12 protein-coding genes and 2 pseudogenes are annotated in these 13657 nt (G+C 67.8%); 11 read left to right on the top strand and 3 right to left on the bottom strand.

Translation table 11 applies throughout. The annotated features are described in order from the left end of the window. Positions 1-26 precede the first annotated feature (26 nt). On the bottom strand, positions 27-1178 hold the full coding sequence (locus tag E0504_RS37450; protein WP_112107510.1) for an acyl-CoA dehydrogenase family protein: 1152 nt from the start codon (positions 1176-1178) through the stop codon (positions 27-29). A 172-nt stretch (positions 1179-1350) separates the two neighbouring features. Between E0504_RS37450 and E0504_RS37445 the strand changes: the two genes are divergently transcribed. The 5 genes and pseudogenes from E0504_RS37445 (at position 1351) to E0504_RS37425 (ending at position 4995) form a co-directional block, all read left to right on the top strand. After that, a complete protein-coding gene (locus E0504_RS37445) occupies positions 1351-1701 on the top strand; it encodes an EthD family reductase (RefSeq protein ID WP_112107511.1) in 351 nt (116 codons plus the stop codon). A 137-nt stretch (positions 1702-1838) separates the two neighbouring features. After that, complete coding sequence (locus E0504_RS37440; RefSeq protein ID WP_200835354.1) at positions 1839-2141, top strand: EthD family reductase; 303 nt, start codon at positions 1839-1841, stop codon at positions 2139-2141. A gap of 207 nt (positions 2142-2348) precedes the next feature. Next, positions 2349-2923 (top strand): annotated as a pseudogene (locus E0504_RS37435) (IS6 family transposase); the annotation flags it as partial. Positions 2924-2925: 2 nt separating this feature from the next. Beyond that, positions 2926-3022: pseudogene (locus E0504_RS37430) on the top strand (IS6 family transposase); the annotation flags it as partial. A 734-nt stretch (positions 3023-3756) separates the two neighbouring features. Continuing rightward, positions 3757-4995, top strand: a complete 1239-nt coding sequence (locus tag E0504_RS37425) for a GGDEF domain-containing protein (RefSeq protein ID WP_235014243.1) — start codon at positions 3757-3759, stop codon at positions 4993-4995. Positions 4996-5037: 42 nt separating this feature from the next. Here the strand turns inward: E0504_RS37425 and E0504_RS37420 are convergent, their stop codons facing one another. Further along, positions 5038-5193: a hypothetical protein gene (locus E0504_RS37420; protein ID WP_200835355.1), complete on the bottom strand. Its 156-nt coding sequence runs from the start codon at positions 5191-5193 to the stop codon at positions 5038-5040. 319 nt (positions 5194-5512) lie between these two features. Between E0504_RS37420 and E0504_RS37415 the strand changes: the two genes are divergently transcribed. The 4 genes from E0504_RS37415 to E0504_RS37395 all read left to right on the top strand — a co-directional run bounded on the left by E0504_RS37415 (position 5513) and on the right by E0504_RS37395 (position 9725). Next, the gene (locus tag E0504_RS37415) at positions 5513-5995 is read left to right on the top strand and encodes a helix-turn-helix domain-containing protein (protein WP_112107531.1); all 483 of its coding nucleotides are present in this window, start codon (positions 5513-5515) and stop codon (positions 5993-5995) included. 348 nt (positions 5996-6343) lie between these two features. Continuing rightward, on the top strand, positions 6344-8047 hold the full coding sequence (locus E0504_RS37405) for a class I adenylate-forming enzyme family protein (protein WP_243657795.1): 1704 nt from the start codon (positions 6344-6346) through the stop codon (positions 8045-8047). After that, positions 8044-8514, top strand: a complete 471-nt coding sequence (locus E0504_RS37400) for a Zn-ribbon domain-containing OB-fold protein (protein WP_112107514.1) — start codon at positions 8044-8046, stop codon at positions 8512-8514. The genes E0504_RS37405 and E0504_RS37400 overlap by 4 nt, the downstream gene beginning before the upstream one ends. A 2-nt stretch (positions 8515-8516) precedes the next feature. After that, positions 8517-9725 carry a thiolase family protein gene (locus E0504_RS37395; protein ID WP_131626793.1) on the top strand — a complete coding sequence of 403 codons (1209 nt, stop codon included), beginning with the start codon at positions 8517-8519 and terminating at the stop codon, positions 9723-9725. A gap of 400 nt (positions 9726-10125) precedes the next feature. Here E0504_RS37395 and E0504_RS37390 read toward each other — a convergent pair whose 3' ends face one another. Further along, a complete protein-coding gene (locus E0504_RS37390; protein WP_131626792.1) occupies positions 10126-10818 on the bottom strand; it encodes a TetR/AcrR family transcriptional regulator in 693 nt (230 codons plus the stop codon). A gap of 127 nt (positions 10819-10945) precedes the next feature. Between E0504_RS37390 and E0504_RS37385 the strand changes: the two genes are divergently transcribed. Together E0504_RS37385 and E0504_RS37380 are read left to right on the top strand one after the other, a co-directional pair. Beyond that, entirely contained in the window at positions 10946-11968 is a 1023-nt protein-coding gene (locus E0504_RS37385) for a DUF2889 domain-containing protein (protein ID WP_112107518.1), read from the top strand. Positions 11969-12019: 51 nt separating this feature from the next. Next, positions 12020-13183 (top strand): amidohydrolase family protein, encoded by a 1164-nt coding sequence (locus tag E0504_RS37380; protein ID WP_112107533.1) that lies wholly within the window; start codon positions 12020-12022, stop codon positions 13181-13183. Positions 13184-13657: the final 474 nt, after the last annotated feature.

Here is a 13657-nt window from a genome sequence, read left to right as displayed (position 1 = left end):
CCGGTGGCCGACGGCGCCAGAACGCGTCAGTAACTCTTCGGCAGGCCGAGCTCGTGCACGGCCAGATGGTTCAGGCTCATTTCCCTGCTCACCGGGGCGATCCCGTACAGACGGGTGATACCCCACAGATCCGCCAGGCCGAAATCATGCGACATCCCGTTGCCGCCATGGACCTGGATGGCGGCGTCGAGTGCTTCGGCCGCAGCCTCCGCGGCCGCGTACTTAGCTATCGTCGCTGCCGATCCCTGGTGCTGCCCGGCTACGACGAGGTCGGCGGCGCGGTGCAGGAGAAGCCGCGCCGACTCGAGCGACACCAGGGCCCTGGCAAGTGGATGTGCCACTGCCTGGTGCGCCCCGATCGGCACACCCCAGACCTGGCGCTCGCGCGCATACGCAACCGCCTTGTCCAGGGCGTACCGCCCGATACCCACACACGTCGCGGCCGAGACGATCCGCTCTGGATTGAGGCCGTCGAACGCATGCGCCAGCCCACGGCCGGCGAAGCCGACGAGGTGGTCGTCGCCGAGCCGGACGTCGTCGAAGATAACGGTGAACTGACGCTCAGCGGCCAGCACGTGCGTACGGACAGGCGTGTATGTCACTCCCCGCGCGTCCACCGGCACCATGAACAACGACAGCTGGGCCGCTCCGGCCGGGGACGTTCCAGTACGGGCGACCACCATCATCGCCTCGGCGTCGTCGACTCCGGAGATGTAGTACTTCTGGCCCTGAAGACGCCAGTTCCTGCCGTCGTGGCGGGCGTGGGTGAGAAGGGCGTGGCTGTTGCTGCCCGCGTCCGGCTCGGTGATGGCGAACGCCAGGCGGGACCGACCGGACCCGATGCCTGGCAGCCACCTCCGCCGCTGCTCGACCGTGCCGTGCGCGGCGAGGATGGGGGCACACAACCCCGGCGACACGACCAGTGTCATCAGCGGGCATCCAGCCGCGGCCACCTCCTCGGCCACCGCCATCAGGTCGTGCAGGCGACCGCCGCCGCCGCTGTGCTCCGCGGGCACGTTGACTCCGGCGAATCCGTGCTCTGCGAGGCGCTCCCACAGCGCGAGCGGGAACTGGCCGTCGGCCGCACAATCGGCATACCGACGGTGACCGAACTCATGCGCGATCGCTGACACCGTCGCCCTGAGTGCCCGATCCTCGTCCGGCAGATCCAGCGGCATCACAGGCTCACCCCGGCGTCTCCAACAACGTCGAACATCACTGCGAACTGATTCCTGCACACCACGGCAATCCTCCTCCGAACTGAGGGAAGGTGATCTGTTGACCGTGCCCCCCGACACCCCTAGAGTGTACTAACGAACGTTAGCTTGAAACGTCTCCTACGGAGATCAGATGCCTAAGATCATCGCTCTCATCAAGCGTAAACAATCGCTGACACGTGAGGAGTTCCTGTATTTTTGGCAGGCCGAGCACCCACCTCTGGTGTGGGCCCTTCCCGGCCTGCGGCGCTATGTCCAGAATCCGAGTCTGCCCGCATCACGCACCTGGGCCTATGACGGGGCCGCCGAGCTCTGGTTCGACTCCAAACGGGACGTAGCCACGGCGTTTGCCAGCGAGGCAGCGGAACCGCTGGTCGCACACGAGCGCCTCTTCATCGACGATATCGTGTGGTTTCTCGTCGATGAAGTCGAAGTTAAGCATCCCGCTGCCGCTTCGGCCTCCCCAACAGAGATCGGTGGATGACTCCGGGGTATGGACCAAGGTGGGATCCCGCCCAGCAAACCCCCGAACCACACGGCCACCGAAGCAACGAAGGGAAGACAGTGACCGAGAAGTCAGGAATCGTCCGCACCGTCGCCTTACTCGGACGTAAGGAGGGGATGACGTTCCAGGAATTCGACGACTACTGGCGCAAGGTCCACGCCCCACTCGCGGCGCGTGTTCCCGGCGTGGTCCGCTACATCCAGCGGCATGTGGTGCCGGACCCGGCGACAGGCGAGCCGGACAACGGCTTCGGTATCGACGGGCTCGCAGTGCTCGACTACGAGAGCGTCGAGGCGATGGAGGCCGGCTGGGCCACCAAGTACGGTCAGCGCGCGCTCGACGACGTCCCGAACTTCCTGGGCAAGCACTACGTCCTCACACTCGAGGACGTGGCAGTGGTCGGCGGCGACTACTACTGAGGCGCCTGCCACTGGCGGTCGCCTCCCGCGGAACACGGGCGGGCGTCGAGTAGCAGCGCGGGTGGCCCGGTGGCCTGCATGCGCGGGGGCGCTGATCCCGTTCCCGCGGCGGGTCGGGCTGCCCCACACTCGGATACGTCCGTAGGCGCTGCTGTTGCATCGGCGATGTCCACCTTCGCGTAGCCGCCGATCAGTCATGATCAGAGGATGCGTCGACGTCGTGTCCGTCCACCGGTTCCGACGTCGGAGTTCGCCGGGTTCCGGTTCCCGCCGGAGGTGATCGTGCTGGCAGTGCGGTGGTATCTGCGGTTCGCTCTGTCGTACCGGGACGTCGAGGAGCTCCTCGCCGAACGCGGCCTCGAGGTCGATCACGTCACGATCTACCGGTGGGTGCAGCGCTTTACGCCCCTGCTCGCCGAGGCCGCGCGGCCGTGCCGGCACCGACCCGGCGACAGGTGGTTCATCGACGAGACCTACGTGAAGGTCGCCGGCCTGTGGACCTACCTGTACCGGGCCGTTGACCAGCACGGACAGGTCATCGACGTCCTCGCCAGCACGCGCCGCGACCAAGCCGCCGCCCGCCGGTTCTTCGTCCGGGCACTGTCTCATGGCCGGCGGCCGGTGGAGGTCACCACCGACAAGGCCCCGGTCTACCCGCGGGTCCTGGACGACCTGGTGCCCGAGGCCTGTCACGTCGACGCGGCCCGGAGAACAACCGGATCGAAGCCGATCATGGCCGGCTCAAAGCCCGACTCCAGCCGATGCGCGGCCTGAAACGGCTCCCCTGCGGTTCGCCCTGTCGTACCGGGACGCGGAGGAGCTGCTTGCCGAACGCGGCATCGAGGTCGATCACGTCACCGTCTACCGGTGGGTGCAACAGTCCTGCGAACTACACTTTTTATATGGCAAAGCTGAACGGTCTGCGACTTGGTCTGTACACCTCGACGCATGCCCCGATCATGACAGGCCAGGCATCCAGACAGTCAGACCTCGCCTGTGCAACAGAGCCTGCCGGGGCGGGTGTGCGGTAGACGACCAGGATGCAGTCGCGGTCGTCCATGTGGGCGGGCCAGGTGGCGGTACATCGCCGGGCAAGGGATACCGAAGGCGCCGGTGATCTCATCGATGGTGTTCTCGGCCCGGTAGCCGTTTCATCGGCAGATTAGTAGGGAACGGCAGTACTGGCGGCAATGTGCGGAACCGTGTATATCCGACAGTGCCCGCCGGTCCGGCGGGCCAATGAACGAAGTGCGAAATGGGCAAAGAGGACCCACAGGGCGGCGCCAGAGTCTTCCCGGAGCCTCGCGATACCTGGCGGGCCGAGGCAGACCCCGGGCATGGTGCGCGTGGGATGGCTCAGGTTTTCGCCTCTGGCGGCGAGGTGGGCCAACTGATGTCGGCCATGGACTGGTCCGCCACGCCGCTCGGACCGCTGCGCAGCTGGTGCACCGAGCTGCGGATGGCAGTGAGTATCTGCCTTGAGTCCCGTTTTCCGATGCAGGTACTATGGGGGTCAGACCTCATTCTTATCCAAAATGATGGGCTTGCTCAACATATAGGGGATAAATACCCAGAATGCATCGGTCGACCCTTTCGCGAGGTCTTTCCTGAAGTCATGCCCAGCGTCGGGCCGCTACTCAATCAGGTGATGTCCGGCGGTGGGGCCACCTGGTCGCAGGATATGTCGGTCCTGCTCGACCGGCACGGGTATCTTGAGGAGTGCTATTTCACCTTCTCCTTCAGCCCCATTCGGAGAATCCCGACCGCCGAAGTATTGGGGGTACTCACGGCATCACACGAAACGACACGGCACGTGGTGGGCCTGCGGCGACTCTCCTGCCTGCGCGAGATCGCGGGTGTCACCGTCCACGCACAAACCTCCGGGGAAGTGTTCACGAACGCGGTCGGCGCGCTGAGCCATACCTCGGCGGACGTCCCGTACTGTGTGATCCTCCTACGGGATCCTGGCACCCCTCGGCCGGTGCTGCGGCCCGTGGCGACGGCCGGACTGGCCACGGTGCCGGACGTGTTCTCCCGCCCGGGCACGCTCGCCCCCGACGGCCTTCTGCCCGAGTTCGGGGACTCGCTGATCTCCGGCCGGATGCTGATCTCCAGACGGCTCCTCGACCGGCTCGAGCTCCAGCCCATCACCGACGTCCCGTCCGCGAACCGCGCGCTCGTCGTCCCCCTCACCGCAGGAGGAGACGATCCGCCCATCGGGCTCCTCGTGGCCGGGATCAGCGATCGGCTCCCTCTGGACGGTGACTACCGCACCTTCCTCACGTTGGCCGCCACCCAGATCTCCAGCGCCGCGTCGACGGCCCACAGCACCGCCGAGGCCCGCCATCAGTCTCTGCACGACACACTGACCGGACTACCGAACAGGGCCGCGCTGTTCGATCACCTCGGACAGGCCATCGTCGAAGCCCAGGAACACGCACAGCGCCTCGGTTTCCTCTTCGTCGACCTCGACGGATTCAAGACCGTGAACGACTCGCTAGGTCATCAGGCCGGCGATGATCTGCTGTGCGCCGTCGCGAATCGGATCCGCCGGGCCGTCCGTCCCGGCGACTTCGTCGCCAGGCTCGCCGGTGACGAGTTCGCCGTCCTCTGCCAAAACATCACCTCCACAGACGAGATCGAGGCGGTCGCCGACCGAGTTCTCGTGGCTGTCTCGACATTCAGCTCCCACGGGACACAGGCGAGGATTGTGACCGCAAGTATCGGTATCGCCCTGTCCGGTCCCACGACCTCCACTCCCGACGAGCTCGTACGCGCCGCGGACGTCGCCATGTACACAGCCAAACGGCAGGGCCGAGACCGCCACCAGCTCTTCGACGGCGCCACGCTCTAGGAAAAAACATGGTGACCTGCGATGGGAACTCGGCACGCACCGTCAGGAGGCCTGGCCGTCTGGTTCGGGTGCTGATGGTGGTGTGGCGGTGACCTGGTAGCCGAGCGAGGTGAGCTGGCCGATCAGCCGGTGGGCGTGGCGGGCGGGGTCCCGGCGGCGGGTGAAGTAGTCGACTCTGACACCAGGATCCGAAGACACACTCTGATCTGTCACGCTCTGATATTGATATTGAAAGATCGTCGCTAATGTTCTTTTCGCCTTCAAGGCCCTCCCCGCCTCGGACTGACGGCGGTCAACCAGCAATGCACCTGCAGCGGCCGCTCGACGAACGACTCACACAAGCGTTGTCGGGGTGCAGTAGACGCCCGACCAGATGAGGGACCCATGACACTGTTCGCGTTGATCCACGGGGGCGCGAAAGATCTATGAGTGTCTTTGATGGTAACTGGTGCAACGTTCCTCATTATGGTTGTAGATCGTCTGTGCCGGCGGGATGCTGGAAGGGAGGCGATCTTTCATGCCGAAGTTGTTGTATGCCCGCCCTCCCGCGAACGCGGAGGAGGAATGGAGGACCCGGAAGCTGGCCGGATCGCGGCACGCTCCCGGTGACTGGACCATGCGGGCGAAGATGATCGTTGCCAGCTGGGACGGCGAACGCACCAGCACCATCGCCGCCCAGCTGGGCTGCCACATGCAGACCGTGCGCGAACACCTGGCCCGGTTCAACGCCGAGGGCCTCGACGGGCTGGGGGACCGGACTGGAGCCGGCCGCAAACGGCGCATCACCGAACGCCAGCGGGGTCGCCTCATCGCCCTGGCCCGCGCCAACCCCCCGGGCGGGTGCACAGACGGTGACCTATTGGCCCTCGTGCCGGACGGGTGGCCGCAGCGGGCAAGGACTTGGCCGAATGCGCGAAGACAGCCACGCGCCGAGCCCAGATCATCGGAATCGACGGGGAACGGTGGCAGGCGCGTGCTGGGACAGGAATGGATCGAATGACGTGCTGCCCTCGGAGCTGTTCCGGGAGAGTGTCTGTGTCACCCACTGTTCTAGTCGGTCGCGCCGAGGAATTTCCTCGGTCTGGTGCCGGTCGGCATGTGCTGTTCGAGACCGACTTCCCGCACACGACCCGCCTGTTCGGGAACATTCAGGAGACCATATCGGCCGGGCTCGGGCATGTCGAGGCGGGGCGGGGCGGGGCGGAAGATTCTGTGGGAGATCACGGTACGGCTGTACCGGATCAGTGAACCGCCGGCATCGTGGCGGGTAATCGCGGGAGCGGCCAGAGCGGGAGGCGACGACGATCTGCTCGACATCGCGCCGGCCCCGGGGAGGTCACGTTCTAGGATGGCCGTTCCGGCGATGGATCTGCTGGACGAAAGGACGATGATGAGCGAGGACCAGAAGGCAGTATTAGCCGAGCTCCGGGCGCGGACGATGTGGCAGATGCTCGTCGCGTCGGCGGAGCGGGTCCCGAACCGCGCCGCGCTTGTCGCGGCTGACGACGGTGGGAACGTGCAACGGCTGACCTATGCCACGTTGGTCGAGCGGGCGCGGGCGTTGTCCGCCGGCCTGGCGAGTATCGGCGTCCGGCGCGGGGACCGGGTCGTGCTGTGGCTGACGAACACGCCGGAGTGGGTCGTCTCGCACTTCGCCTGCATGCGGATCGGCGCGGTGACGGTACCTGTCAACACTTTCCTGAAGCCGGCCGAGGTCTCCTACGTCATTACCCAGTCCGGTGCCCGTCACGTGATCCTGCTCGACGGCTTCCGGGCTCTGCGGATGCCCGCGATGCTCGCGGAGATCTGCCCGGAGTTCGCGACCGCGGACCTGCCCGGGCACCTGCTCAGCGCCGGGATCCCGGACCTGCGCAACGTGGTGATTTTCCACCGCGGTGGCGGTCGGCACGGCGGGGCCTTTGACCTCGGTGCGCTGGAGGCGCTGGGCCGTGACCCGAGTGCCGCGGATGCCCGGGGGCTTGCCGATCGCCTGGAGCGGCAGGTATTGGGCAGCGACCTGGCGATGGTGAAGTACACGTCCGGCAGCACCGGGTTCCCGAAGGGGGTGATGCTCGAACAAGGCGGCATCGTCGCCAATGCGACGTTGCACTCCCGCCGGATCGGGATCGGCGGCTCGGACGTGTTCTTCAGCATGATGCCGTTCTTCCATGGCGGCGGCAGCATCTGGGGCCTCATGACGATGCTGGTGAACGGCGGCACGCTCGTGTTCACCGAGGCGTTCAACGCCCGCCTCGGCGCGGAGCTGATCGAGTCCGAGCGGGCCACTGTGATGTTCGGGGTGATTCCTGCGGAGGTCGTGCAGGCGGCGATCGAGGACGGGCGCGATCTGTCGTCGCTGCGGATCGCGGCTGTGCCGAACGAGGATGCCCGTCGGGTGATGCCCAATGTCACGTTCACGTTCGTCCCGTTCGGTCTTACGGAGACGTACGGGCCGGCGTCGGTGACGGCTCCGGATGATCCGCCCGACAAGCAGCGCACGACGGGGGGCCGTCCCCTACCGGGTAACGAGGTCCGCGTCGTCGACCCTGTGACCGGCCTCGACGTCCCACCTGGGGCGGTCGGTGAGGCGTGGGTGCGCGGCAACGCCATGCGGGGCTACTGGAACAAGCCCGAGGAGACCGCCCGGGCCCTCGACTCCGACGGCTGGCTGCACAGCGAGGACCTCGTCACGATGGACGCCGACGGCTACATCACCTATGCGGGTCGGCTGAAGCTGATGCTGAAGGTCGGCGGTGAGAACGTCTCGGTGGAGGAGGTCGAGAAGGTCGTCGCCAGCCACGAGGCCGTCGAGTACTGCGGTGCCGTCGGCGTGCCCGACCGGCGCAAGGGCGAGGTGGTGCGGGCCTACGTCGTCGTGCGCCGCGGCCACCATCTCGACGCCGACGCCCTGCGCTCGTGGCTCGAGACCCGGCTCGCGCGGTTCAAGATGCCCAGGGACATCGTGTTCCTCGACGAGCTTCCGCGGTTGGCGAACGGGAAGCTCGACCGGGTCGGCCTGGCCGAGCGCGCAAAAGAAGAGGTGACGGTGTGACCGGTGCGACCGACCTCGCCGATGTGACCGAGGACGCCGTCTTCGCCGCGTTCCCCGCGGTGCTGATCGACCGGGACAACATCGAGCACTACCGGGGCCTACTGGCGCGAAAGCTACTGATCAATCGTTGCTCGGCCTGCGGCTACTGGGTGTACCCACACCGCCCGCTGTGCCCGAAGTGCTGGTCGTGGGACATCGTGCCCACCGAGGTGAGCGGCGAGGGCTCCGTGTTCCTCTGCACGCTGATCCACCAGGAGCGGGATCCGAACGCCGCACTGTCGGAGCCGGTGCCGGCCGCCGCCGTGGAGCTCGTCGAACAGCCGGGGTTGCGTTATCTGGCGCCGATCGTGAACTGCCCGCTCGAGGCGATCCGGCTCGACATGCCGGTGCGCCTGACGTGGGTGGATCGCGACGGGCTGGCGTGGCCGGCGTTCGAGCCGGCGGGCCCGATCGAGGACAGGAGATAGCAATGGCGCGCAACCCGTTGAAGGACAGCCTGGCCGTGGTGGGTGTCGGGTCGACGCCCTACGGCCGTGACCTGAAGCGCACCGAACTGTCCCTCGCCCTCGAGGCGGCCGTCGGCGCCATCGAGGACGCCGGCATCGACCGGCAGGAGATCGACGGTGTCTGCGGCACGGGCATGGACCCGCTGTCCATGGGCGGAGCCGGGTTCCTGACGCTGCAGGGCGCGCTCGGAATCGAGAAGACCACCTGGCAGAAGAACGGGTGGCTCGGATCATGCTTCGTCTATGCGGCCGAAGCGGTGTTCTCCGGCCTGTGCGACACGGTCCTGGTGGTACAGGCCTACACCCGCAGACCCGAGATGTCGCGGTCCGCCGCGAACGACCCGTTCCGCCTCCGGGCGGCGCAACTGCGCGCGGCGAGCCACGCGCCCATAGGCCGGGACGACTTCGCTCGCCGCTGGCTGCACTCCGGTGAGCCGTATGCCGCCTGGATGGCGCGCTACCTGCATGACTACAGAGCGACGAAGGACGTCTTCGCCCGCATTGCCGTGAACAACCGCACCCACGCGACGAAGAACCCCAATGCAGCCATGCGAACCCCGATCACGATGGAGGACTACCACGCCTCTCGCGTGATCTGGGAGCCCATGCAGATGCTCGACATGGACGTGCCCGTCGACTGCGCGGAGGCGCTGATCATCACGACGGCCGAGCGGGCGAGGGATCTGCGCCACAAGCCTGTGTACGTCCACGCCATGTCGCTGGGCGGTTCACGGGTCGGGGAGTACTACGACAACAGCCTGGGTTGGACCGAGAACGCTCTGTGGACCTCCCTGGCCGGCCTGTGGGAGCGCAGCGACCTGACCGTCAACGACCTCGACCTCTTCTTCCCCTACGACGGCTACACCATCGACACCGTGGGGTGCATCGAGGCAGCCGGGTTCTGCAAGCCGGGCGAGGCCAGCGACCTGCTCGCATCGTCGTGGGACGCGGAGGCGCACATCCTTCGCCTCGGCGGGCACACACTCGTCACGACCAACGGGGGTGGGCTGTCGCAGGGACGGGCGGGGGGTTTCAACTTCTACACCGAGGCGGTGCGACAGCTGCGGGGCACCGAGGGTGAACGTCAGGTTCCCGGTGCCAGGACGGCGCTGCTCTGCCCCGGCGCCAGCTTCTTCCACGATCCCGCGTCGGTCATGTTGCGCACAGACTGAGCGGAGTAGTCGAGCGAGCGGAGTGGTCCCGCGAGGAACGAGCGGGGCCGCGAAGCGAGTGAGCGACGGAGCACAGCAGGGAAACGGAGCACAGCGATGGAGACCCGCACGCTCGTCAGCTTCGACATCGACGGCACCCTGAAGACGGGCGACCCGGCCGGGCCGCTCCGACTGGCCTTCGTGCGGTGGGCCCAGGCACAGGGCTACGTGATCGGTAGCTGCTCCGACCGCACCCTCGGCGAGCAGCCGGTGATGTGGGAGCGCGCCGGGATCGTCCCCGACTTCGTCAGCCGCAAGCACGAGCTCGCGGGGGTCCGAGCGGCCTTCGGCTGCCGGCGGTTCGTGCACATCGGCGACACCCACGTCGACAGGCACTTCGCCGAACGGGCCGACTTCGAGTTCATCTTCGTGCTCGACCTCGCTCGTCGGCTCGCCGGCTCCTCGGCCCGCCGGGGGTCTCGCCCTCCGGCAGCCCGAGGGCCGGCCACGCGAACCGCACGACGTGCGCCCTCGCCGCCGCCCGCTGCTGGAAGTGGGCCTCGTGCCGATCCGCGGCGGCGCTGACGAGGGCGTACAGGCTGTTCGCGTCGGCCTCCGGGGTCGGTGAGCGCAGAAGACCTGCCTCGTGGCCCGCGCGCAGTGCGCCGACGAGCGGCTGGCAGAAGATCCGTCGCATGTCCTGTAGCACGTCGGCCAGCGGGTAGGAGCCGCGAACGGCGGGGGACGAGAACAGCGCCACGCGGGCGGCCCGCCGGGGCTCGTAGAAGACGTCGAGGAATCGCTCCAGCCAGGCCTCGATCGCGGCGACCGGATCGGAGGCCGCGGCCACGGCGCGCTCCAGCGAACGCGCCACCGCCGCGGCGTCGCGTTCGAGGAGGGCCAGCAGCAAGGCCTCCTTCGACTCGAAGTGGCGGTAGAACGACCGGGTCGACAGCCCGGCGTCGGCGAGGATCTCGCCGACGGACGTCTGGGCGTAGCCGTTGAGCGCCATGAGCCGCATCGCCGCGTCCATGATCATGCCCCGCTCCGTGTCGGCGTCGAAACGGCGGGGCCGCCCAACCCGTGGTGTCGTCGCGGGGGTCGGCTCGGTCACAGCTCCCTCCAGGGTCACCTGTCACTCTAATTTGAAAACGAGTCTTGCATATTGACGAGTTGTCTCCCTAGGCTGGGAACGACCCTGAAGAGGTTCTGATGACATCTCGGATCCAGGACGGCTCGCCATGAACACACTGGGCGCACACCCGGCATCCGCCACGCCGGCCCGCCGACCGGGCTCGGTGCGACGGACCACCACCCACGACTCCCTACGGCCGGACGGGCTGCTTGGACCGGTCACCGTCGTGGCGCGGGGGCGCGATCTGCGCACCGCGCTCGACGGCGCAAGCACCATCCTCGGCACGGCGCGCCTCGATCTCCAGGTGGACCACCCGGAGCGGCTCGTCCGCCGGATCACCGGCGACCCGTCCCATCCGGGTCTGGCGGCGCTCGTCGGTATGGCGGCGTCCGCCGGCTTCCGGAAGGCCGTCGATGACGCCATGCCTGGCGAGCGAGTGTCGCGCTCCGTGCGGTTCCAGCTCCTCGACGACCTGCCGACGGCTCTGCTCGTGGGCGGCTACGCGGTGCAGGTCGGCGGTGCGGTCCGGTCTCGTCCGAAGCTCACGCTGCAGCACCCGGACCTGTGCGCCGGGTGGGTGGCGGGAGGCACGCTCGTGTCGGGGTTCGCCGGGACAGGGATGCCACCCACCCACACCGGTCCCGAGGCGCCCTCCGTCGAGTCCACCGACGACCCGCTCGGCTGGCACGCGTTCGACTCGCTCCCGCCGCACGGGATGCGCCGACGTCGCCGGCTCGACGTGTGGAAGGACGGCGAGGTCGCCCTGGTGGAGTGCTTCTTCCGCGACAGCCACATGGACGGCGACGGCGTCGAGACGATCGTGCACGAGTACACGGTCCACGCCACATTCGACCCCTCGACGCGGCAGTTCCTGTCGGGTGAGGCCGACATCGGCGCCCTCCCGTGGCCGGAGTGCCCCAACGCGGCGGCGAGCGCCGCCCGCCTGGCAGGCGCGCCGGCCGAGGGCCTGCGTGGCTGGGTGCGCGACACCTTCGTCGGCCCGTCCACCTGCACACACCTCAACGACACCCTGCGCTCACTCGAGGACGTGAGTGCCCTGGTGGAACGAGTGGACGAGGGGAGAAGCCGACCGTCCGATGACCACCACGAACCGTACGGCAACCGGTAGGTGTCGACGACGAGGTTGCGACCCGTCGTCGACGAGAAGGAGGTAGGAACCGTGGCAAAGATCTGGGCCAACTCGGGTGACTCACACCTTGTCGAGCCGGACGATCTTTTCGAAAAGAGCTTGCCCGGGTCCCTCGCGGCGCGGATGCCGCGCAGCGTCAAGGACTCCGACGGCGGCTGGGAGACGATCCACGTTGACGGGCAGGAGTTCCGGCGCCGCCTGCCCCGGCCGGGCCGGCAGCTCACCGACGAGAACGGCCACACCGTTCCCGAGCGGGCGCCCGGCGCGAACGACAAGGAGATGCGCCTGCTCGACCTGGACTCCGAAGGCATCTGGGCCGAGCTCATCTATCCCTCTCTGGGGATGTGGACCTCGTCAATCCGTGACCCGGAGCTGCTCGCCGCGGGCGCCCAGGCGATCAACGACTGGGCGATCGAGTACCAGCGGTTCTCGCCCCGCTACATCTGCGCGGCGACGATCCCCTTCCTCACCGTCTCCACCGCCGTGGCCGAGGTCGAGCGGGCCGCCGGGCTCGGCTACCACGCCGCGTCCCTGCCGGTCACGCCACTCGTCGACGGGGACGACTGGCATCGCGAGTCGTGGGAGCCGCTGTGGGCCGCCCTCGCGGAGACGGGTCTCGTGATCGCGTTCCACATCGGCAGCGAGCCCCACGACGCGTCCACCCGCAACGGCGTCTACTACCGCGGCCCCGGCGGCGCGCTCCTGAACTACCTGGAGACGACCTACGGCGGCCAGCGGGCGGTGGCCAAACTGATCGCCGGCGGCGTGTTCGACCGGCACCCGTCCCTGCGGGCGATCGTGTCCGAGGGCGGCGCCACCTGGGGCCCGTTCATCGCCGACCGGCTCGACGAGGCGTACCGGCAGCACGCGTCGGCCGTCAGTCCCCGCCTGCGACGGCTCCCCAGCGAGTACCTGTACGAGAACGTCTACGCCTCCTTCCAACACGACCGCTCGGCCGTCGCCGCGGTGACGGCCATGGGCTGGCGCAACGTGTGCTGGGGCAGCGACTACCCGCACATCGAAGGCACCTTCGGTCACACCCAGAAGACACTCCAGGAGCTCGTCGGCGACCTCGACCCCGCCACCCGGCACCGCATCACCCAGGGCGCCTTCCAGGAGCTGTTCCCTCACGTGCCGCCCGCTCCGGACGGCGGGTCATCGCTTGACCCCCTGTTCGATGCAGCGGCGAGGTGACGCCGCCCAGCGGGAAACCCAGGCGATCGGCGGTCGATCGTGGTCACTTATCATTTCCAGCGCACCCGCGCGAAACTCGATTGGCGAGTCCCTGGTCGTGGCCACCCAACAGGTCGCGGGTGGAGCCAAGGGGATGCGCTGCCCGGGTTGATGAGCACGGCCAACCGGAAGGATGAGCCACGCGCATGAACCGAAGGTGCAGGGAAAGTCGCACGTTATCCCAAAGCGGCTGGTGTGGGAGGCGTGACTGAAAGTCAAGGGCAATGGGGGAGCGGCCGGCCCGGTGGGGTGACGGTAGCGCAGTTCGAGGCCAACCTGTGGGGCTCCAGAACCCGGATTTGGGCGGTGACCTGCGTGTTTGCCTGCCGGACGGGGCCCGCCCCGGGCAGGCTGGATGGTCATGGTGTGGTCGCTGCTCTACGCCCTGACACGCAACGTTCTCGGACTGATGTTGCTCCGCGTGCGCGGCGACAC

The organism is Parafrankia sp. BMG5.11 (assembly GCF_004337455.1).
This window is presented reverse-complemented; position numbering and strand designations above follow the sequence as displayed.